At 74.5% G+C, this 19,631-nt stretch carries 19 protein-coding genes and 1 pseudogene; 11 read left to right on the forward strand and 9 right to left on the reverse strand.

The window, feature by feature from the left end; genetic code table 11:
• Positions 1-27 precede the first annotated feature (27 nt).
• The 3 genes from ML5_RS19245 to ML5_RS19255 all read right to left on the reverse strand — a co-directional run bounded on the left by ML5_RS19245 (position 28) and on the right by ML5_RS19255 (position 3,704).
• Positions 28-1,854, reverse strand: coding sequence for a long-chain fatty acid--CoA ligase (locus tag ML5_RS19245; RefSeq protein ID WP_013475807.1), 1,827 nt, complete (start codon positions 1,852-1,854; stop codon positions 28-30).
• Between the two features lie 138 nt (positions 1,855-1,992).
• Entirely contained in the window at positions 1,993-2,943 is a 951-nt protein-coding gene (locus tag ML5_RS19250; RefSeq protein ID WP_013475808.1) for a terpene synthase, read from the reverse strand.
• A gap of 131 nt (positions 2,944-3,074) precedes the next feature.
• A complete protein-coding gene (locus ML5_RS19255; RefSeq protein ID WP_013475809.1) occupies positions 3,075-3,704 on the reverse strand; it encodes a TIGR03085 family metal-binding protein in 630 nt (209 codons plus the stop codon).
• 193 nt (positions 3,705-3,897) lie between these two features.
• Between ML5_RS19255 and ML5_RS19260 the strand changes: the two genes are divergently transcribed.
• Entirely contained in the window at positions 3,898-5,766 is a 1,869-nt protein-coding gene (locus ML5_RS19260) for an ABC transporter ATP-binding protein (RefSeq protein ID WP_225319626.1), read from the forward strand.
• A gap of 55 nt (positions 5,767-5,821) precedes the next feature.
• Positions 5,822-7,612, forward strand: coding sequence for an ABC transporter ATP-binding protein (locus tag ML5_RS19265; protein WP_013475811.1), 1,791 nt, complete (start codon positions 5,822-5,824; stop codon positions 7,610-7,612).
• A 28-nt stretch (positions 7,613-7,640) separates the two neighbouring features.
• Here the strand turns inward: ML5_RS19265 and rpsD are convergent, their stop codons facing one another.
• On the reverse strand, positions 7,641-8,249 hold the full coding sequence (gene rpsD, locus ML5_RS19270; RefSeq protein ID WP_013475812.1) for a 30S ribosomal protein S4: 609 nt from the start codon (positions 8,247-8,249) through the stop codon (positions 7,641-7,643).
• A gap of 67 nt (positions 8,250-8,316) precedes the next feature.
• Between rpsD and ML5_RS19275 the strand changes: the two genes are divergently transcribed.
• Positions 8,317-9,048 carry a DUF2470 domain-containing protein gene (locus ML5_RS19275; protein ID WP_013475813.1) on the forward strand — a complete coding sequence of 244 codons (732 nt, stop codon included), beginning with the start codon at positions 8,317-8,319 and terminating at the stop codon, positions 9,046-9,048.
• 64 nt (positions 9,049-9,112) lie between these two features.
• Here the strand turns inward: ML5_RS19275 and ML5_RS19280 are convergent, their stop codons facing one another.
• Genes ML5_RS19280 through ML5_RS19290 form a run of 3 tightly spaced genes read right to left on the reverse strand, consistent with a single transcriptional unit; the run spans position 9,113 to position 11,180 of the window.
• A complete protein-coding gene (locus ML5_RS19280) occupies positions 9,113-9,709 on the reverse strand; it encodes a TetR family transcriptional regulator (protein WP_013475814.1) in 597 nt (198 codons plus the stop codon).
• Entirely contained in the window at positions 9,706-10,461 is a 756-nt protein-coding gene (locus ML5_RS19285) for an ABC transporter permease (protein ID WP_013287560.1), read from the reverse strand. The genes ML5_RS19280 and ML5_RS19285 overlap by 4 nt, the downstream gene beginning before the upstream one ends.
• Entirely contained in the window at positions 10,458-11,180 is a 723-nt protein-coding gene (locus tag ML5_RS19290) for an ABC transporter ATP-binding protein (RefSeq protein ID WP_013287559.1), read from the reverse strand. Before ML5_RS19290 ends, ML5_RS19285 begins: the two co-directional genes overlap by 4 nt.
• 110 nt (positions 11,181-11,290) lie before the next feature.
• Here ML5_RS19290 and ML5_RS19295 point away from each other — a divergent pair, with 110 nt between their 5' ends.
• The 5 genes and pseudogenes from ML5_RS19295 (at position 11,291) to ML5_RS19310 (ending at position 15,191) form a co-directional block, all read left to right on the forward strand.
• Complete coding sequence (locus tag ML5_RS19295; RefSeq protein ID WP_013287558.1) at positions 11,291-11,680, forward strand: MerR family transcriptional regulator; 390 nt, start codon at positions 11,291-11,293, stop codon at positions 11,678-11,680.
• 162 nt (positions 11,681-11,842) lie between these two features.
• Positions 11,843-12,493: pseudogene (locus ML5_RS32840) on the forward strand (phosphoribosyl-AMP cyclohydrolase); the annotation flags it as partial.
• A gap of 180 nt (positions 12,494-12,673) precedes the next feature.
• Entirely contained in the window at positions 12,674-13,087 is a 414-nt protein-coding gene (gene hisI / locus ML5_RS32845; RefSeq protein ID WP_030271963.1) for a phosphoribosyl-AMP cyclohydrolase, read from the forward strand.
• Positions 13,084-14,637, forward strand: a complete 1,554-nt coding sequence (locus ML5_RS19305) for an anthranilate synthase component I (RefSeq protein WP_013475816.1) — start codon at positions 13,084-13,086, stop codon at positions 14,635-14,637. Before hisI ends, ML5_RS19305 begins: the two co-directional genes overlap by 4 nt.
• Positions 14,634-15,191, forward strand: a complete 558-nt coding sequence (locus ML5_RS19310) for a Trp biosynthesis-associated membrane protein (protein WP_013475817.1) — start codon at positions 14,634-14,636, stop codon at positions 15,189-15,191. Before ML5_RS19305 ends, ML5_RS19310 begins: the two co-directional genes overlap by 4 nt.
• On the opposite strand, the gene ML5_RS19315 is transcribed toward ML5_RS19310, so the two are convergent.
• Entirely contained in the window at positions 15,184-15,459 is a 276-nt protein-coding gene (locus ML5_RS19315) for a hypothetical protein (RefSeq protein WP_013287554.1), read from the reverse strand. The genes ML5_RS19310 and ML5_RS19315 overlap by 8 nt on opposite strands.
• Positions 15,460-15,904: 445 nt before the next feature.
• On the opposite strand from ML5_RS19315, the gene trpC reads away from it, so the two are divergent.
• The 3 genes from trpC to trpA are packed head-to-tail and all read left to right on the forward strand — an operon-like array spanning position 15,905 to position 18,777.
• Positions 15,905-16,708: an indole-3-glycerol phosphate synthase TrpC gene (gene trpC / locus ML5_RS19320; protein ID WP_041784223.1), complete on the forward strand. Its 804-nt coding sequence runs from the start codon at positions 15,905-15,907 to the stop codon at positions 16,706-16,708.
• A gap of 34 nt (positions 16,709-16,742) precedes the next feature.
• Positions 16,743-17,969 carry a tryptophan synthase subunit beta gene (gene trpB / locus ML5_RS19325; protein WP_013475819.1) on the forward strand — a complete coding sequence of 409 codons (1,227 nt, stop codon included), beginning with the start codon at positions 16,743-16,745 and terminating at the stop codon, positions 17,967-17,969.
• Positions 17,970-17,973: 4 nt separating this feature from the next.
• On the forward strand, positions 17,974-18,777 hold the full coding sequence (trpA, locus tag ML5_RS19330) for a tryptophan synthase subunit alpha (protein ID WP_013287551.1): 804 nt from the start codon (positions 17,974-17,976) through the stop codon (positions 18,775-18,777).
• A 202-nt stretch (positions 18,778-18,979) separates the two neighbouring features.
• On the opposite strand, the gene ML5_RS19335 is transcribed toward trpA, so the two are convergent.
• The gene (locus ML5_RS19335) at positions 18,980-19,531 is read right to left on the reverse strand and encodes an NUDIX hydrolase (RefSeq protein ID WP_013475820.1); all 552 of its coding nucleotides are present in this window, start codon (positions 19,529-19,531) and stop codon (positions 18,980-18,982) included.
• Positions 19,532-19,631: the final 100 nt, after the last annotated feature.

The following is a 19,631-nucleotide window of genomic DNA, read 5'->3' on the forward strand; positions in this document are numbered from 1 at the left end:
GCCGGCGCGACCGTGTGGCGGTACGGGCTACAGCTCGGCGAGCGTGCCCTCGTACATCTTGTCGATCTCGGAGGCGAAGTTCGTCTCCACGCTGCGGCGCTTGATCTTCAGCGACGGCGTGACCTCGCCGTCCTCGATGGTCAGGTCGCGGGGGAGGATCGTCACCTTCTTGATCGTCTCCCAGCGGTTGAGCTTGGCGTTCAGCTCGGCCACGTACCCCTCGACCATCTCCCGTGCCTGCGGGGAGGTGACGATCGTGGTGTAGTCGCTGCCCTCCAGCGGGGTGCCGGCGGCCCAGCCCTTGATCGCGTCCGGGTCCAGCGTGACGAGCATGGTGCAGTAGTTGCGCGCCTGCCCGATCACCACGGCCTGTGAGGTGTACGGGCACACCGCCTTGAACATGCCCTCGATGTGCGACGGCGCGACGTACTTGCCGCCGGACGTCTTGACCAGGTCCTTCTTCCGGTCGGTGATGCGCAGGTAGCCGTCGGCGTCGAGCGTGCCGATGTCACCGGTGCGGAAGAAGCCGTCCTCGGTGAACGCGGCGGCGGTCTCCTCGGGCAGGTTGTGGTAGCCGCGCATGACCGGCTTGCCGCGCAGCAGAACCTCGCCGTCGGTGTCGATCCGGCACTCCAGGTCGCCCATGGCCCGGCCCACGCTGCCGATCTTCAGCCCGTCGGGCGGGTTCACGAACGCGCCCGCGCTGGTCTCGGTCAGGCCGTAGCCCTCGGAGATGGGCAGGTTGGCGGCGGCGAAGAAGGTGGCGATCTCCTTGCTCAGCGGCGCCGCGCCGGAGACCAGCACCCGCATCCGGCCGCCGAGCCGGGCCTGGAGCTTGCTGAACACGAGCTTCTCGGCCAGCGCGTACTTCATCCGCAGCCCGGCCGGGACCGGCTTGCCGGCCTGCTCCAGCGCGACCTTCTCCTTGCCGACCCCGACGCCCCAGGCGAAGATCTTGGCCTTGGCGCCGCCGGCGCCCTGAGCGGTGGTGACGGCCTTGTTGTAGACCTTCTCGAAGACCCGGGGCGCGCCGCACATGAGCGTCGGCTGCACCACGCCGAGCAGTTCGACGAGCTTGTCCACCCGGCCGTCGACGTACGTGGGCAGGCCGACGTGGGTGGCGCCGCAGAGCAGAGTCTTGCCGAACGAGTGCGACAGCGGCAGCCACAGGTATTGCAGGTCGTCGACGCGCAGCAGGCCCAGCTCGGCCTGCGCCACGCCCTCCCAGCACCAGCCGCCGTGCAGCAGCTCCACGCCCTTCGGGCGGCCGGTGGTGCCCGAGGTGTAGATCAGCGTTGCCAGGTGGTCCGGGCCGATGCCGGCGACGAGCATGTCGATCAGGTCCGGCTCGGCGCTCAGCGCGGCGGCGCCCCGCTCCTCCAGCTCGGCCAGGGTGAGCTGCGGGACGGCCGCCGCCGGGTCGGGCGTGCCGTCGAAGAGCACCACGTGGGTCAGCGCGGGCAGGTCCGCCCCGGCGATCTTCGCCGCCTGGGCCTGGTTCTCCGCGAACAGCACCTTCGAGCCGGAGTCGGCGATGATGTAGACCGCGTCCTCGGGCTCGGTGGTGGGGTAGACGGTGGTGGTGGCACCACCGGCGCACATGATGCCGAAGTCGGCGAGCACCCAGTCCAGGCGCGTGTTGGCCAGGATCGCGACCGGGTTCTCCAGGCCGACACCGAGCCCGTGCAACCCGGCGGCGATCGCCTTGGCGCGCTGCCCGACCTGCTCCCACGTCAGCCAGACCGGGCCCGAGTCGTCGGGGGCGGGGTGGGCGAAGGCGTGCCGGTCGGGGGAGTCCGCCACACGCTTGAGGAACATGTCCGGTACGGAACGGTACGGTACATCGAGAGCCATCGCTGTAGCCGCCTTCAGGGGTGGAGGGACGTGACGGGGGTCACGCCGGTCTGCGGTTACCGAAGGGTATTGCGTGCACCCGGCCAGCGGCTAGCCCCGATCGGCCGAGTCGTCAGCGGTCCCGCCTGCTGGAACCGCTCAGGCGTACCGGCTGGCCGCGCGGGACCAGTCGTAGGTGGCCCGGATCCAGTCCCGGCGGGTGTCCAGGAACGCCCGCATCCCCTTATCGGCCACGGCGCTCAGCGCCGCGTCCCGCTCCGCGTACGTGGCGAGGGTCTTGTTGAACCGGTCCGCCGCCGCGTACAGCGCCGCCGACTCGTCCTGCCCGGTCTCGCCCGCGATCGTGGTGACCAGGTTGTGCGCCTCCGGGGTGGCGCCCCGCTCCTTGCCGTAGGAGAACAGGTCGTTGCACCAGCAGATCAGGTCGGTGGCGAGGGCGTCCAGCACGGTGAGCGCCGGCGCGACCCGCTGGTCGGCGCGGGGCGCGGACGGGCGGGCCAGGTCGGTCACAGTGAAACTGGGGCGCACCCCGCCGGTATGGCGGCGCATCTGCGTGTACTCGGCCACCCCCGGCACCCGCCGGCGTTCCCGGTTGGCGGCCTCCCAGAGCAGCGCCAGCAGGTACTCCCGCAACTGGCTGACCAGGCGCAGCAGGTGGGCCGGCCGGCCCCGGTCGCGGGCCCGCCGGCACAGGTCGTGCAGCGCCAGGGCGATCGGCCCGCCGTCGGCCGGTGCGGGCGCCTCCGGGTCGCCGTGCCGGTCGAGCACCGCCAGCAGCGCGGCCAGCGTGGGCGCCAGCAGCGTGGGCGTCGCGCCGAGCCCGTCGTCGTCGCAGGCGTCGTCCACCACGAACAGCCAGTTGACCAGGTCGGTGAGCAGGCGCAGCCCGGACGGCGACGCCTCGGGGCAGGCGCGAGCGGCCAGCTCCGCGGCGTGCGCCCCGGCCAGCCGCCGGCGCCCGGCCTGGTCCTCCACCAGGCCGAAGTCGCGTACCCAGGCCGCGCTCTCCGCGGCCGTCTGGTCGACGGCGGGGTGGCGCCGGGAGGGAAAGGGTGGCTCGTGCAGTGCCGAGAGGGCGAAGTCGCGCATCGTCGTCGTCCCCTGTCCGCCGCCCCGCGGGGTCGGGCCGGTGCGCAGGAGCGTACGGGAGGACGTAACCGTTATCGAAGCCGGTCCGTCCACTTTCCACAGTGAGCGAGCGACCGGCTACACACCCTCGGTCAGAGTCCCAGCTCGGCGGTGCGCAGGCGCTCGGCGCGGTCGGCCGGACCGTCCACCTGGACCCGGGCCACCCGCTGCCGTCCGGTGAGGAACAGGACGAGCTCGCCCGGCGCACCGACCAGGCGCAGCCGTTCGCCGCCGCCGCCGGCCCGCAGCTCGCCGTAGCCCGGCGCCTGCACCAGCACCTCGGCCGGGAACCGCCGCAGCGCCATCCGGGCCAGCAGCGCGACCCGCTTCCACAGCACCGCCTGCTGCCCGGCCGGCAGGTCGCGCGGATGCCAGCCCGGACGGGCGCGCCGCACGTCCTCGTGGTGGATGAAGAACTCCATCCCGTTCGCCAGCTCGTCGGTGAGCGGGTTGCTCACCGGGCTCCACACCGGGGGACGGCGTACCCGGGCGATCAGGCCTGCGTACGGCCCGGCGGCGATCCGCCGACGGACCGACTCGCCGTAGCCGCGCAGCGGCGGCAGCAGGATCCCGCCCGCCGCGTCCGGCCGGCGCTCCCGCACCAGCAGGTGCGCCGCCAGGTCACGAGTGGTCCACCCCTCGTTCACAGTCGGTGCGTCCGGTCCCACTTCCAGCATCAGATCGGCGAGCGCCTCGCGCTCCGCTCGGGCGTACCGCGGCATGGCCCGATCGTAGGCCGGTCCCGGCCGATCGGCGCGCCACGCCCGGCGCGACCACGCCGCCGGACCGCCTCCGGTCGCCGTCGGCCCAGCTCCGGCGGGAACGTGACGGCGGACATATCCCGGCCGGGTCGGCGGGACGGGCGGCGAGCGGTAAGGATGGGGGAGAAAACTGCGGCTTACGGCGGGGGAGAGCGTGGCGAGCGGGACAAGTCGGGACGTGCTCGGCAGAGGGCTACGGGTGCTCGGCCGGGCCATCCGGGAACAGCCACGGATCTTCGCGGTCGCGGTCAGCGGCAGCGTGCTGTTCGGCCTCCTGGTGATCGCCAGCGCGTACGTGGTCGGCGGGGTGGTCGGCGACGTCGTCGTGCCGGCCGTGGAGCGCGGCGAGGTGGCCCGCGGGGCGCTGGCGCTCGCCGCGACGGCGCTGTTCGGCATCAGCGTGCTGCGTGTCGTCGGCATCTTCGGCCGCCGGCTCGGCGCCGGTTACATGCAGTACCGGCTCCAGGCCGCCTACCGCCGCCGGGTCACCCGCCGCTACCTGGAACTGCCGCTGGCCTGGCACCACCGCAACTCCACCGGCACGCTGCTGTCGAACGCCAACTCCGACGTGGAGGCGGCCTGGTACCCGATCGCACCGCTGCCGTTCGCGGTCGGCACGCTGGTGATGCTCGTCGGCGCGGTGGCCTCACTGTTCTTCACCGACTGGGCGCTGGCCCTGGTCGGCCTCGCCGTGTTCCCGGCGCTGTTCGCGCTCAACGTGGTCTACTCCCGCCGGATGGCGCCCCGGCAGGCCCGGGCGCAGCGGCTGCGGGCCGAGGTCAGCGGCATCGCGCACGAGAGCTTCGACGGCGCGCTGGTGGTCAAGACGATGGGCCGCGAGGCCCAGGAGACGGCCCGCTTCGCCTCCCGCGCCGGTGAGCTGCGCGACGCGCTGATCTCGGTCGGCCGGCTGCGTGGCGTGTTCGACCCGATGCTGGAGACGCTGCCCAGCCTCGGCACGCTCGCCGTGCTGGTGGTCGGCGCGCTGCGGCTGCGGGAGGGCGCGATCACCGTGACCGAGCTGGTCAGCGTCGCGTTCCTGTTCACCGTGCTGGCCTTCCCGGTACGCGCCATCGGCTGGGTGCTGGCCGAGCTGCCGCGCAGCGTCGCCGGGTGGGACCGGGTCCGCCGGGTGCTCGACGCGACCGGCGAGATGCCGTACGGCACGACGACGCTCGACCCGGCCACCCGCGAGCCGGCCACGCTCGCCTTCGACGACGTGCACTTCGCGTACGAGCCGGCCGAGGCGCACCTGCCCGGCGCGCAGGTGCTCGGCGAGGTGACGTTCACAGTCCCGGCCGGGAAGACGGTCGCCCTGGTCGGCCCCACCGGCGCGGGCAAGTCGACGATCGCGTCGCTCGCCGTGCGCCTGGTGGACCCGGGCGCCGGCCGGATCACGCTGGACGGCGTGGACGTGCGGGAGCTGACCGCCGCCTCGCTGGCGGCCACGGCGGCGCTCGTGGCGCAGGTGCCGTTCGTCTTCGACGACACGGTCCGGGCCAACATCGCTCTCGACCGGGCCGGCATCGGCGACGACGAGGTCTGGGCGGCGCTGCGGCTGGCCGAGGCGGACGGCTTCGTGGCCGCGCTGCCGGACGGGCTGGACACCATGGTCGGCGAGCGGGGCACGTCGCTGTCCGGCGGCCAGCGCCAGCGGCTGACGCTGGCCCGGGCGCTCGCCGGGCGACCCCGGCTGCTGGTGCTCGACGACGCCACGAGCGCTGTCGACCCGCGGGTCGAGGCGGCCATCCTGGCCGGGCTGCGCGCGCCCGCCGACGGCGGCGCCCCGGCGTCGATCCTGGTGGTGGCGTACCGCCGTGCCACCATCGCGCTCGCCGACGAGGTGATCTACGTGGAGCAGGGCCGGGTGGTCGCCCGCGGCACCCACACCGAGCTGCTGTCCACCGTGCCCGGCTACGCCGACCTCGTCACCGCGTACGAGCAGGCCGAGCAGGAACGCGAGCAGAATCGGACGTACGACGAGGTCACGCCGTTGACCTCGGGCCTGGAGGTGGACCGGTGAGCGCGAGGAGTGCAGCGGAGCGGAGCCCCGCAGTCGCGAACGAACGGCGGGCCCGGTGAGTACGACCACGGCCGAGACCACCGAGACCACCGAGGCCACCGAGTCGACCTGGCGGACGCTGCGGCGCGGGCTGGCGCTCTCCCCGGAGCTGCGCACCGGCCTCGCCGGCACGCTGGCGCTGGCGCTGGTCTACATGGTCGGCCGGGTGGCCGTGCCGGTGGCGGTGCAGCGCGGCATCGACCACGGCATCGTCGGCGGCCTCGACCTGAACGTCATCTCGCTGACCGTGGCGATCACCGCCGGCGTGCTGGTGGTCACCACCGCCTGCGGGTACCTGATGATGCGCCGGTTGTTCACGGTGAGCGAGACCGCGCTGGCCGGGGTGCGCACCCGGGCGTTCCGGCACGTGCACGACCTGTCCATGCTGCACCAGCAGTCCGAGCGGCGCGGGTCGCTCGTCTCCCGGGTCACCAGCGACGTCGACCAGATCACCCAGTTCCTCCAGTGGGGCGGCGTGATCCTCATCGTCAACCTGGGCCAGTTGCTGGTGACCACCGCCGTGATGCTCGCGTACTCCTGGCAGCTGACGCTCGTGGTGCTCGTCGCGTTCGCGCCCGCGGTGCTGGTGATCCGGCAGTTGCAGCGCCGCCTCGCCGGTGCGTACGGGCTGGTGCGGCAGCGCACCGGCACGCTGCTCGGCGCGATCGGCGAAAGCGTGGTGGGCGCGCCGGTGATCCGGGCGTACGGCATCGCCGGGCGCACCGCGCGGCGGCTGGACACGGCCATCGACGGGCAGCGGGTGGCCCAGCAGCGGGCGATCCGGATCAGCATCATGGGCAGCTCGGTGGGGGAGCTGGCCGCCGGCCTGGCGCTGGCGGGCGTGGTGGTGGTCGGGGTCAGCCTGGGCGTCGACGGCACGCTGACGGTCGGCCAGCTCACCGCGTTCCTGTTCCTGGTCACGCTGTTCATCCAGCCGGTGCAGATCGCCACCGAGGTGCTCAACGAGGCGCAGAACGCGATCGCCGGCTGGCGCCGGGTGCTGGACGTGCTGGACGTCTCCCCGGACGTCGCCGACCCGGGCGAGCAGGGGCGGGAGCTGCCACCCGGGCCGCTGGACGCCCGCTTCGCCGGTGTCACGTTCGCCTATCCGGGCGGGCCCCCGGTGCTGCACGACGTGACGCTGGACATCCCGGCCAAGAGCCGGGTGGCGGTGGTGGGCGAGACCGGAAGCGGCAAGACCACCTTCGCCAAGCTGCTCACCCGGCTGATGGACCCCACCGAGGGGCAGGTCCTGCTCTCCGGGGTCGACCTGCGGCAGGTGCGCTTCGACTCGCTGCGCTCCCGGGTGGTGATGGTGCCGCAGGACGGCTTCCTGTTCGACGCCACGGTCGGGGAGAACGTCCGCTTCGCCCGCCCCGACCTGACCGACGAGCGACTCACCGCCGCCTTCGCCGAGCTGGGCCTCTCCGACTGGCTGGACGGCCTGCCGTCCGGGCTGGACACACCGGTCGGTGAGCGCGGGGAGGCGCTGAGCGTCGGCGAGCGGCAGCTCGTGGCGCTGGCCCGGGCGTACGTCGCGGACCCGGACCTGCTGGTGCTGGACGAGGCGACGAGCGCTGTCGACCCGGCCACCGAGGTCCGCCTGCAACGGACGCTCGACGCGGTGACCCGGGGCCGGACCACGCTCGCCATCGCGCACCGGCTGTCCACCGCGCAGGCGGCGGACGAGGTGATCGTGGTGGACCGGGGCCGGATCGTGCAGCGTGGCCCGCACGAGGAACTGGTCCGCGACGCCGACTCGGTGTACGCCCTGCTGTACGCGTCCTGGCTGGAGCAGACCCGCTGATCTTGGCGGGTCTGCTCGGGAGCGGCGGTCAGCGGGAGTAGAACTCCACCACCAGCTGCTCGTCGCACACCACCGGCACCTCGTGCCGGGCCGGTTCGCGCACCAGCGTGGCGCGCAGCTCGGCCGGCTGCGCCGACAGGTACGGCCGGGGCTGCGCGTCGGCGTGCGCGCCGGCGGCGGCGAGCTGGAACGGCGGCAGCGCGCGGCTGCGCTCGCGTACGCCGACCACCTGGCCGGGCCGCAGCCGGTGCGACGGCCGGTCGACCTTGCGCCCGTCGACGGTGATGTGGCCGTGTGCGACGAGCTGGCGGGCCTGGTAGATGCTGCGTGCCAGCCCGGCCCGCAGCACGACCGCGTCGAGGCGTCGCTCCAGCAGCGCGACGAGCGTCTCGCCGGTCTTGCCGGCGCCCCGGGCGGCCTCGTCGAACAGGCGGCGCAGCTGGGCCTCGCTGACGTTGTACTGGTGGCGCAGCCGCTGCTTCTCCAGCAGCCGCACCTGGTAGTCGGAGGTGGTGCGGCGGGACCGGCCGTGCACACCCGGGGGATAGGGGCGCCGCTCGAAGTACCGCACGCACTTGCGGGTCAGCGGGATACCGAGGGCGCGGGAGAGCCGGGCCTTGGGCCGGGGGTGGTTCACGTCGACGTCTCCGATCGTCTAGCCTGCTTCTTAGGTAAGCCTAACCTATGTTGAGGAGATCGGGATCATGCGGCCCAGCCCGGCGGAGATCGTGCGAACCCTTGTCGCGGGCCGGTTGCCCGCCCTCGTCCACCTGGCCCGGCACCCCGGCCCGCACCAGGTCCGGCACGCCGTCGACCCCGACGGGCGGGTGCTGCTGCTCGTACCCGTGGTCAGTGACCTCGCCGCGGCGCTCGTGCCGCCGGCGGGCGACACCGACGTGGCCACCGTGCTCGACGTGCTCGACCTGCCGCCGGCGGCCGGGGCGCCCTCGCTCGGCCGGGCCTGGGTGTCCGGCTGGGCCGAGCGGCTGGACGGGGACGAGGCGCGCGACGCGGCAGTCGACTTCGCCGCCACCGACCCTGTCGGCGACCTGCTCGACGTGGGCAGCCGCTTCCACCTGCACCGCTTCGAGGTGGCCGAGGCCCGCTGGGAACGCGCCGGGCGCGTGCGCCGGGTCGACCCGGAGGCGTACGCGGAGGCCGAGCCGGACCCGCTGCACCCGGTCGAGGCCGACCTCCTCGCCGACCTGGCCGACCACCACGCCGATCAGGTCGGCGACTACCTGCGGCGGCGGCTGGACCTGCCCGGCGACCAGACGCCGCAGGTGGTCCGGATCGACAGGTACGGGCTGCTGGTCGCGCACGGGCGGCCCGGCGCGACCCGGCGGGCCCGGCTGGCCTTCCCCCGGCCCGTCGCCGACGTGGCGGAGCTGTCCCGCCTGCTGCACCCGATGCTCTGCCCCCGGGCCGCCGCCTGAGCAGCGCCGGCCCGGCTGCCCGAGCAGTTCGGTCCCGGCCGTCGGAGCCGTCGGCCGGGCCGGCTCAGGTGATGTCGCCGGTGAGGTACCGCTGGACCGTCGGGCCGATGGCTGCCACCAGCGTCGCCGGCTCGGCGGTGGCGACCGCGTCGAGGCGGAGCACGTACCGCATCATGGCCAGCCCGGCGAGCTGCGTGGCGACCAGCCCGCCGCGCAGCGCGCGCTGCGCCGGGTCGACGTCGAGCTGGTCGAGCACCCGGCGCAGCACCTGCGTGACCAGGAACTCGCGCAGCAGGCGCGCGGTCCAGTCGTTGCTCACCGCCGACCGCAGCAGCGCCACCGCCGCCGTGCCGGTGGGGGAGTCCCAGACCTCCAGGAACACCCGGACCATCCGCTCGCCGAGCGCGTCCGGGCCGCCGGCGAGCACCGCCGGCAGCAGCCGTCCCGGGTCGGCCGGGAACGCCGTCGCGGCCCGGAACAGCTCCTCCTTGCCGCCGAAGTAGTGGTGCACGAGCGCCGGGTCCACGCCGGCCGCGGCGGCGATGGCCCGGATCGACGCGGCGTCGAAGCCGCGTTCGGCGAACGCCTCCCGCGCCGCGGCGAGGATGGCCTCGCGGGTGTCCGGAGTGCCGGGCCGCCGCCCGGTGCGCCGCGCGTTCACCCGCTGCGCCGGCGCAGCGTCGCGGCGGCCAGCACCAGCGCCGCCACCGCCGCCCCGGCCACGATCGCCAGGTCCCGCCACATCGTCCCGGTCGGTTCGGCGTGCGCGCCGACCTCCTGCAACGCCTCGACCGCGTACGACAGCGGCAGCACGTCGCTGACCGCCTGGAGCCAGCCGGCCATCTCGCCGCGCGGCACGAACAGGCCGCACAGCAGCAGTTGCGGCGCCACCACCACCGGCATGAACTGGACCGCCTGGAACTCGGTGCGGGCGAACGCCGAGCAGAACAGCCCGAGCGCCACCGCGAGCACCGCGTTCACCCCGGCGATCAGCACGACCAGCCACGCGCTGCCCGCGGTCTCCAGCCCGAACACCCGGTACGCGACGACCGAGGCGACTGTGGACTGGAGCACCCCGGCCAGGCCGAACGCGATGCCGTAGCCGAACAGCAGGTCGAGCTTGCCCAGCGGCGTGGTGAGCAGGCGCTCCAGCGTGCCCGTGGTGCGCTCGCGGAGCATGGCGATGCTGGTCACCAGGAACATGATGATGAACGGGAAGAAGCCCAGCATGATCAGGGCCACCCGGTCGAACGTGCTGGGCCCGCCGGGCGGGGCGGGCTGGTCGACGTACATGAAGTAGACGAGCGTGAGCAGCACCGACGGCACCACCACGAGCAGCGCCACGGTCCGCCGGTCGTGCCGGAGCTGGCGCAGGATGCGCCCGGTGGTGGCGGCCAGGATCCGTCCGTTCATCGCGCCTCTCCCTCGGCGTCGCGGATCAGGCGCAGGAACGCCTCCTCCAGGTCGTCGGTCCCGGTGGCGGCGCGGACCGCGGCCGGGGTGTCGTCGGCGACCAGCCGTCCCTCGCGGATCAGCAGCAGCCGGTCGCAGCGGGCGGCCTCGTCCATCACGTGGCTGGAGACCAGCAGCGTGGTGCCGTTCGCGGCCATGGCGTGGAACCGGGCCCACAGGTCGGCCCGCAGCACCGGGTCCTGGCCGACTGTCGGTTCGTCGAGGATCACCAGCTCGGGTTCGCCGACGAGCGCGCAGGCGAGCGAGGCGCGGCTGCGCTGGCCGCCGGAGAGCGTGCCGACGAGCTGGTCGGCCGCCTCGGCGAGGCCTACGTCGGCCACCGCGCGGTCGGCCTCGGCGCGGCCCCGGCCCTGGAGCACCGCGAAGTAGCGGGCGTTCTCCCGCACCGTCAGGTCGGCGTAGACGCTCGGGGCCTGGGTCAGGTAGCCCACCCGGCGGCGCAGGTCGGCCGAGCCGGCCGGGCGGCCGAGCACGTCGACGGTGCCGGAGCCGACCGTCTGCACGCCGACCACCGCGCGCATCAGCGTGGTCTTGCCGCTGCCGCTGGGCCCGAGCAGCCCGGTCACCGTGCCCCGGGGCACCTCGCAGCTGATGCCGTGCAGCACCCGCCGCCCGCCCCGGTCGACCACCAGCTCGCGGACCGACACCGCGTCGTCCATGCTCGCCTCCATCAATTCATCACCCGTTGAACTCAACGGTAGGTGAATTGCGTGCGCCTGGCAATGAGGGACTTGACTTCGAGTGCGCTCGAACTGGAAGCCTGGAGGGCGTGGACATCAGCACGCGGGAGATGAGCCTCACCGTGGGTGAGGCGGCGGAACGGGTCGGCCTGACCACCTACACGCTGCGCTGGTACGAGCAGGAGGGCCTGGTGGGCCGCGTCGGGCGGGACTCGTCGGGCCGCCGGCGCTACACCGAGTCCGACGTCAACTGGCTGTTCCTGCTCACCCGGCTGCGGCGCACCGGGATGCCGGTTCGCGACATGCGCCGCTACGCCGAACTGGCCCGGCACGGGGACAGCACGCTCGGCGCGCGGCGGGCGCTGTTCGAGGCGCACCGGGCCCGCGTGCTGGCCCGGATGGCCGAGCTGGAGGAGGACCTGAAGGTCCTCGAACACAAGATCGACGCGTACCGCCGGGCCGAGGAGGAATCAGGCTGAACGCCCCAGTGGCGGACAGTGGGTCCGGCAACGGTCATTGCGGTGAAGATCGGATTTCGGCACCATGGCGCCGTGGGTCCAGCGCAGTTGCCCGACACCGCGTTCCTCGACGACTGGGCCGCCCGCCTGCGGCAGGCCGCCGACCGGCCGGTCGTCGGGATCATGCTGCGCGGCAGCCATGCCCGGCGGGCCGCCACCGAGCACAGCGACGTGGACGTGGACGTGCTCGTGGTCGCCGACGACGGACGGACCGCCGGCACGGGCGCCCGGCAGGCAGCGTCCCGCCGCGGCACGCCGTACGCGGCCCGGCGGGCGTACCTGACCGAGTTCGCCGGTCGCCTCGTGCACGTGTCGGTGGCCGCCCGTGACGTCCGCTCGTGGGTGCGCCGGCTGGGCCAGCCCGCCGACTGGGCGTTCGGCCTCCCGGTCACCGCGCCCGCCCGGCTGCTGTGGGCCGTACCGGAATGGCGCCGCCGGATCGACCTGCCGGTGCTCTGCCAGCCCGCCGACGAGCCGCGCCTGGAGGAGCTGATCGCGACGCTGGGCAAGGTCGCCGCGGCCCGTGTGGCCGACGACCCGGTCGGGGTCCGGCTCGCCGCGGCCGACCTGGCCCGGCTCTGCCCCTCGGTGCTGCGGCCGGCCAACCCGAGCGTGCGCGTGGTGTCCCGCCGGGCCGCCCTGACCGCCGCGCTGGACCTGCCGGTCGCCCCGCCCGGCTACCGCCACGACATGCTGCTCTGCCTCGGGCTGCGCGCCGGTGACCCGGCCGAGGTCGGCGCCGCCGCCGGACGGCTGGTCACCGGCATCCTGCCGCTGATCCGCCCGTACGCCGACGAGATCGCCGCCACCCACGGGGCGGACCTGGCCGAGGCGCTGGTCGACGGCCGGGTGGACCGCTACCTCGGCCGGTTGGGCCGGGCGCTGGGGACGGTGACGCCCGCCTCCCGGGACACGTCGGCGGTGCCCGGGCCGCGTGCGGGAGAATGGTCAACCGTGCCCGCCCCTGACGCGCCGCTGACCGGCGCCCCCGCTCCCGGACCGGCCCGTCCGTCCCGGCTCGACCCGGCCGTCGCGGCCAAGCTCCGCCGCACCCCGGACGGCCTGGTCGCCGCCGTGGTCCGCGCCCACGACTCGGGCGAGGTGCTGATGGTCGCCTGGATGGACGACGAGGCGCTGCACCGGACGCTCACCACCGGCCGGGCCACCTACTGGTCGCGCAGCCGCGGCGAGTACTGGGTCAAGGGCGCCACCTCGGGCAACCACCAGTACGTCCGCTCGGTGGCGCTCGACTGCGACGGCGACGCGCTGCTGGTCAGCGTGGAGCAGGTCGGGGCGGCCTGCCACACCGGGCAGCGCACCTGCTTCTTCACCGAACTGCCGGTCAGCTCCCCGGAGGCGACCCCGTGACCGACGGCACGGTCAGCCCGGACCGGACCACCTTCGCCGACCTGGCCGCCCGCTGGCGGGTCGTGCCGGTGACCCGGCGGCTGCTCGCCGACGCGGAGACGCCGGTCGGGGTCTACCGCAAGCTGGCCGGCGGCCCCGGCACGTTCCTGCTGGAGTCCGCCGAGCAGGGCGTCGGCTCGGCCGGCACGGCCTGGTCGCGCTACTCGTTCATCGGCGTCCGCAGCAGCGCCACGCTCACCGAGCGCGACGGCGCGGCGAGCTGGACCGGCACGCCACCGGCGGGCGTGCCCACCGGCGGCGACCCGGTCACCGTGCTGCGCGAGACAGTCGCCGCGCTCGCCGGGCCGGGCTGGGATCCGGCCGGTGACATGCCGCCGCTGACCGGCGGCCTGGTCGGCTACCTCGGGTACGACCTGGTCCGCCGCTTCGAGCGCCTGCCCGAGCTGACCGAGGACGAGCTGGACGTGCCCGAGCTGGGCATGATGCTCGCGACCGACCTGGTGGTCCTCGACCACTACGAGGGGTCCGCGATCCTGGTCGCCAACGCGGTGCTGCCGCCGCTGGACGACCCCGACCGGGCGGAGCGGGTCGAGGCCGCGTACCACCACGCCGTCGGCCGCCTCGACGCGATGACCACAGCGTTGTCCCGACCGATTCCGCCCATGGTCTCGACAGTCGGCCGGCCCGGCGTCGGCGAGGTGGTCAGCCGCACCCCGGAGGGCGGCTACCCGGAGGCGGTGGAGGCGGCCAAGGAGGCGATCCGGGCCGGCGAGTGCTTCCAGATCGTGCTCAGCCAGCGCTTCGAGCGCCCCACCGACGCCGACCCGCTCGACGTCTACCGGGTGCTGCGCACCACGAACCCCAGCCCGTACATGTACCTGCTGCGCTTCGACGGCTTCGACATCGTCGGCTCGTCCCCCGAGGCGCACCTCAAGGTCAGCGCCGGACCGGACGGGCGGCGGCGGGCGCTGCTGCACCCCATCGCCGGCACCCGGCCGCGCGGCGGATCCCCGGACGGCGACGCGAAGCTCGCCGCCGAGCTGCTCGCCGACCCCAAGGAACGCGCCGAGCACGTGATGCTCGTCGACCTGGGCCGCAACGACCTGGGCCGGGTGTGCCGGCCGGGCACCGTCGAGGTGCCCGAGTTCGCCACCATCGAGCGGTACAGCCACGTCATGCACATCGTCTCCACTGTCGTCGGCGAGCTGCGCGACGACCGCACCGCGTTCGACGCGCTGGCCGCGACGTTCCCGGCCGGGACGCTCAGCGGCGCGCCCAAGGTGCGCGCCATGGAGATCATCGAGGAGCTGGAGCCGGTGCGGCGCGGCGTCTACGGCGGCACCGTCGGCTACTTCGCCTTCGGCGGCGACCTGGACATGGCCATCGCGATCCGGACCGCGCTGATTCGCGACGGCCGCGCGTACGTGCAGGCCGGCGCCGGGATCGTGGCCGATTCCGACCCCGCCGCCGAGGACCAGGAGACGCGGAGCAAGGCCGCCGCCGTCCTCGCCGCCATCGCGGCCGCCGAGACGCTGCGGGCGGCCCGGTGAGCGCGCCCGGCACCACCGCGCCGGCGGCCCGCGGCCGGCGCGAACTCGCGTACGCGGTGCTGCTCTGCCTGGCCGGCGCGGGCCTGGCCTGCTGGGCGGTGACCCGGACCTGGGCGGTGGAGGTGACCGCCCGGGGGTCGCTGCCGTCCGGGCGGGCCGAGCGCACCGGCACGGACCTGCTGCCCTGGGTGCTGGCGCTGACCTACGTGGGACTCGCCGGCGGTGGCGCGGTGCTCGCCACCCGGGGCTGGCTGCGCCGGCTGCTGGGTGTGCTGCTGGCCGGTGTCGGCGTGGCCGTGACGGTCGGCGGCGGGATCGGCCTGACCGAGGCCGGGGTGAGCCGGCAGTGGCCTGCGCTGGTGCTGGCCGGCGGCCTGGCGCTGGCGGCCGGCGGCGCGTTCACCGCGCTGCGCGGCGACGGCTGGCCGGCGATGGGCGCCCGGTACGAGCGGCGGTCCGCCCCGGCGGACGAGCCCGGCCGGCCGGCCGTCGAGCGTGGCACCCGGGACGCGTGGGACGCGCTGGACCGGGGCGAGGACCCGACGGTCAGCTGACCGGCTGCGCCTCGCGGGCGTCGCGCCGCTGCCGGGCCGCGGCCCGCGCGGCGGCCAGCTCGGCCACCAGCCGCTCCAGCTCGCGGCGCTGGGCGGCGCGGGCCCGGTCGGCGCAGACCGCCTCCCAGGCGTTGCCGCGGGCGGTACGCGTCCGGCCGTCGCCGGCGACCGCGCGTTCGAGCGTGTCCACCACGCCGACGGCGAGGGAGGCGACGGTACGGGAGATGGTGGTCAAGCCGATGGTCTGGGTCGGCCCGTTGGCGCTCATGGTCACCCCATACGAGATCGTTGGCGACGGTCGGCAGCCGCCGCCGTCGAGTGTGCCCGACGACGATGCTTCCGGGCGGACGTTTCGCCGCCGTGAAGCACAGGTCAACGCTGTCGCACCGGGGACGACCTGGGCAGGGCCGGAGGTCCTTGAGCTTGGTCACAGCCCACGGCCGGAACCCGTCCTGCGGGGCCGGAACGATCGTGGTGAGATAGGGGATGGGTGACGGTCGATGCCAGCGGTGGCGCTGCGTGACATGGCGTTCACCGGAAGTCGGCCATCATGCCACAGCCCATGTCGTGAGGTGCGCCATACCCCCCGGCACTCGTCGCCAGGTGGCGCCCCCTAGCATCGGCCCATGACGCCCGGAGAGGGGAGTCCGTTGGTGACTGCTGAGCATGCGCACGCGGAGGGGGACGACGCCGGAGCGGCGCCGTCCGCAGGGGTGCTCGACGAGATCCTGGCCGGCGTGCGCGAGGACGTGGCCCGGCGCCAGGAGCAGGTTCCGCTGGAGCGGATCCGTGAACTGGCCGCCGCCGCGCCGCCACCGCTCGACGCGTACGCGGCCCTGCGCCGCCCCGGCGTGGCCGTGATCGCCGAGGTGAAGCGCTCGTCGCCGTCCAAGGGGCGGCTGGCCGAGATCGCCGACCCGGCCGACCTGGCCGGTGACTACGCGGCCGGTGGCGCGCGGGCGATCAGCGTGCTGACCGAGGGCCGCTGGTTCGGCGGGTCGCTCGACGACCTCGCCGCGGTGCGGGCCGCGGTGAACGTGCCGGTGCTGCGCAAGGACTTCGTGGTCTCCAGCTACCAGGTGCACGAGGCCCGCGCGCACGGCGCCGACCTGGTGCTGCTGATCGTGGCCGCGCTGGAGCAGAACGTGCTGGTCGGGCTGCTGGAGCGGATCGAGCCGCTCGGCATGACCGCGCTGGTCGAGGTGCACACCGAGGAGGAGGCGGACCGCGCCCTGGAGGCCGGCGCGCAGGTCATCGGCGTGAACGCCCGCGACCTGCGTACCCTGGAGGTCGACCGCTCCGTGTTCGAGCGGATCGCGCCCGGCCTGCCCAGCAGCGTCGTCAAGATCGCTGAGTCCGGGGTGCGCGGTCCGCACGACCTGATCCGGTACGCCTCCGCCGGCGCCGACGCCGTGCTGGTGGGCGAGGGCCTGGTCACCCAGAAGAGCCCGCGCGAAGCCGTCGCCGAGCTGGTCAACGCCGGTAACCACCCGGCCACGCCCCGCCCGGTGCGCTGAGCCGCCGGGCACCCGATCCGAGAGGACGCCCGCGATGAGCGCCGCACCCGCAACCGGCCAGGTCCCCGACGCCGCCGGTCACTTCGGCCGGTTCGGCGGCCGGTTCGTCCCCGAGGCGCTCGTCGCCGCGCTCGACGAGCTGGACGCGGCGTACCGGAAGGCGATGGGCGACGAGGACTTCCTCGCCGAGTTCGACGCGCTGCTGCGCGACTACGCCGGCACGCCCTCGATGCTCTACGAGGCCCGGCGGTTCTCCGCGCAGATCGGCGCGCGGGTCCTGCTCAAGCGGGAGGACCTCAACCACACCGGCGCGCACAAGGTCCGTAACGTGCTGGGCCAGGCGCTGCTCACCAAGCGGATGGGCAAGCGGCGGGTCATCGCGGAGACCGGCGCCGGCCAGCACGGCGTCGCCACCGCCACCGCCGCCGCGCTGTTCGACCTGGAATGCGTCGTCTACATGGGCCAGGTGGACACCGAGCGGCAGGCGCTGAACGTGGCGCGGATGCGGATGCTCGGCGCCACCGTCGTCCCGGTGACCACCGGCTCGCGCACGCTCAAGGACGCGATGAACGAGGCGATGCGGGACTGGGTCGCCAACGTCGACAGCACCCACTACCTGATCGGCACCGCCGCCGGGCCGCACCCGTTCCCGGAGATGGTCCGCGACTTCGTGCGCGGCATCGGCGAGGAGGCGCGCCGGCAGTGCCTGGACCTGACCGGCGCGCTGCCGGACGCGGTGGCGGCCTGCGTCGGCGGCGGCTCCAACGCGCTGGGCATCTTCCACGCGTTCGTGCCGGACGCCGGGGTCCGGCTCTACGGCTTCGAGGCCGGCGGCGAGGGCGTCGACACCGGCCGGCACGCCGCCAGCATCACCGGCGGCTCGTCCGGCGTGCTGCACGGCACCCGCACGTACGTCCTCCAGGACGCCGACGGCCAGACCATCGAGTCGCACTCGATCTCGGCCGGCCTGGACTACCCGGGCGTCGGGCCGGAGCACGCCTGGCTGCACGACACCGGCCGGGCCACCTACCTGCCGGTCGACGACGCCGACGCGATGGCCGCGTTCGAGCTGCTCTGCCGCACCGAGGGCGTGATCCCGGCGATCGAGAGCGCGCACGCGCTCGCCGGCGCCCGCGCGATCGCCCCCCGGCTCGCCGAGGAGCTGGGCCGGGAGCCGGTGATCGTGGTCAACCTGTCCGGGCGGGGCGACAAGGACGTGCACACCGCCGGCGCGTACTTCGGCATCCTCGACAAGGAGTGACAGCGTGAGCCGCATCGGGGTCGCCTTCGACAAGGCGCGGGCGGACGGGCGGGCGGTGCTGGTCGGCTGCATGCCGGCGGGCTTCCCGACCGTCGAGGGCAGCATCGCCGCCATGAAGGCCATGGTCGAGGCGGGCGTGGACGTCATCGAGGTGGAGATCCCGTACTCCGACCCGGTGATGGACGGCCCGGTCATCCAGAAGGCGAGCGACATCGCGCTCGCCGGCGGTGTCCGCGTCGCCGACGCGCTGCGCGTCGTCGAGGCGGTCGCGGCGACCGGGGCGAGCGTGGTCACCATGACCTACTGGAACCCGATCGAGCAGTACGGCGTGGACGCGTTCGCCCGCGACATGGCCGCCGCCGGTGGCACCGGCCTGATCACGCCGGACCTGATCCCGGACGAGGCCGCCGAGTGGCTGGCCGCCTCCGACGCGCACGGCCTGGACCGCACGTTCCTGGTCTCGCCGTCCTCGACCGACGCGCGGCTGCGGATGACAGTCGAGCACTGCCGCGGCTTCGTCTACGCCACCGCGATCATGGGCGTCACCGGCGCCCGCGCGCAGACCTCCGAGGCGGCGCCGATCCTGGTCTCCCGGCTGCGCGAGGTCACCGACATCCCGGTCGGCGTCGGGCTGGGCGTCGGCACCGGCGCGCAGGCCGCCACAGTGGCCGGGTACGCCGACGCGGTGATCGTGGGCAGCGCGCTGGTCCGCTGCGTGCTGGACGCTCCGGACCAGGCTGCAGGCCTGACCGCGCTGCGCAAGCTCAGCGCCGAACTCGCCGAGGGCGTCCGCAACCCCGCTCGCTGACCGCCGGCTCGCCATGCCCTTGATCGACTCCATTACGCCGAGATGGCGTGGTCATAGACGCCAGGACCCCGCCACTTCGCCGAACTGGTGTCGATCATGCGCGAGCGCGACCCGGCCGCCCGAGATCCTGGTACGAAACGGCCCTCACAGGGGCCGAAACCTACCAAGATCTTGAAGGCGTTCCGCGTGAGCGGGAGGGTGGTCAGCGGCTACTGCTGTCGGCCTGCTCGGAAGCGCGCTGGCCGGGCGGGGCGGGCGGCCCGTCGCCGGGCTGTCCGTCGCCGGGTGGCGTGAGCGCGTCGGCGGCGGTCGTGTGCCGCAGCACGCCGGCGCGGCCGGCGAGCGCGTCCGCGATCGCCGCGCGCGTGGCGGGGGTCAGCACGTCGGGCAGTTCCTGCGGCGGCCACCACCGCGGCAGGCACCCGGCCACCGGATCGCCCGCGGGCCCGGCATCAACCGGCGCGGCGCGGAACACGTGCACCAGCACGTCCGGCCGCCCGCCGCAGCGCCCGGCCGGCGGCGGAGGCGCCTGCGGGCCGATCACCCGGTAGAGGCCGACCAGGTCGACCGGCGTCACCGCCCAGCCGGTCTCCGCACGGACCGCCCGGACGACGGCGTCCGCCGGGCTCTCGTCGTGACGCAGCCGCCCGCCCGGCAACGCCCAGCGGCGGGCCCCCTCGGACCGGCGGCAGAGCAGCAGCCGGCCGGACCCGTCGGTGACGACAGCGGCGACCGCCCAGGTGAGCGGGCTCATGGACAAACAGCCTACGACCGTGCAAAACAGAAGTCATCCGACCCGCGCGGCGGGCGGCCCGGGGTGCCGCACACACAGTCCGCACCGGTACCGTGTGCAC

The sequence above is a fragment of the Micromonospora sp. L5 genome, from assembly GCF_000177655.2.
In the GTDB taxonomy this organism is placed as follows: Bacteria; Actinomycetota; Actinomycetes; order Mycobacteriales; family Micromonosporaceae; genus Micromonospora; species Micromonospora aurantiaca.

Bases quoted from the DNA above. Each gene is read 5' to 3' on its own strand.
- ML5_RS19275 (WP_013475813.1), top strand. From the start codon at position 8,317: ATGCGGCCCAGCCCGGCGGAGATCGTGCGAACCCTTGTCGCGGGCCGG.
- trpB (WP_013475819.1), top strand. From the start codon at position 16,743: ATGAGCGCCGCACCCGCAACCGGCCAGGTCCCCGACGCCGCCGGTCAC.
- ML5_RS19255 (WP_013475809.1), bottom strand. From the start codon at position 3,704: ATGCCGCGGTACGCCCGAGCGGAGCGCGAGGCGCTCGCCGATCTGATG.
- ML5_RS19250 (WP_013475808.1), bottom strand. From the start codon at position 2,943: ATGCGCGACTTCGCCCTCTCGGCACTGCACGAGCCACCCTTTCCCTCC.
- ML5_RS19315 (WP_013287554.1), bottom strand. From the start codon at position 15,459: ATGAGCGCCAACGGGCCGACCCAGACCATCGGCTTGACCACCATCTCC.
- ML5_RS19335 (WP_013475820.1), bottom strand. From the start codon at position 19,531: ATGAGCCCGCTCACCTGGGCGGTCGCCGCTGTCGTCACCGACGGGTCC.
- ML5_RS19285 (WP_013287560.1), bottom strand. From the start codon at position 10,461: ATGAACGGACGGATCCTGGCCGCCACCACCGGGCGCATCCTGCGCCAG.
- ML5_RS19245 (WP_013475807.1), bottom strand. From the start codon at position 1,854: ATGGCTCTCGATGTACCGTACCGTTCCGTACCGGACATGTTCCTCAAG.
- ML5_RS19290 (WP_013287559.1), bottom strand. From the start codon at position 11,180: ATGGACGACGCGGTGTCGGTCCGCGAGCTGGTGGTCGACCGGGGCGGG.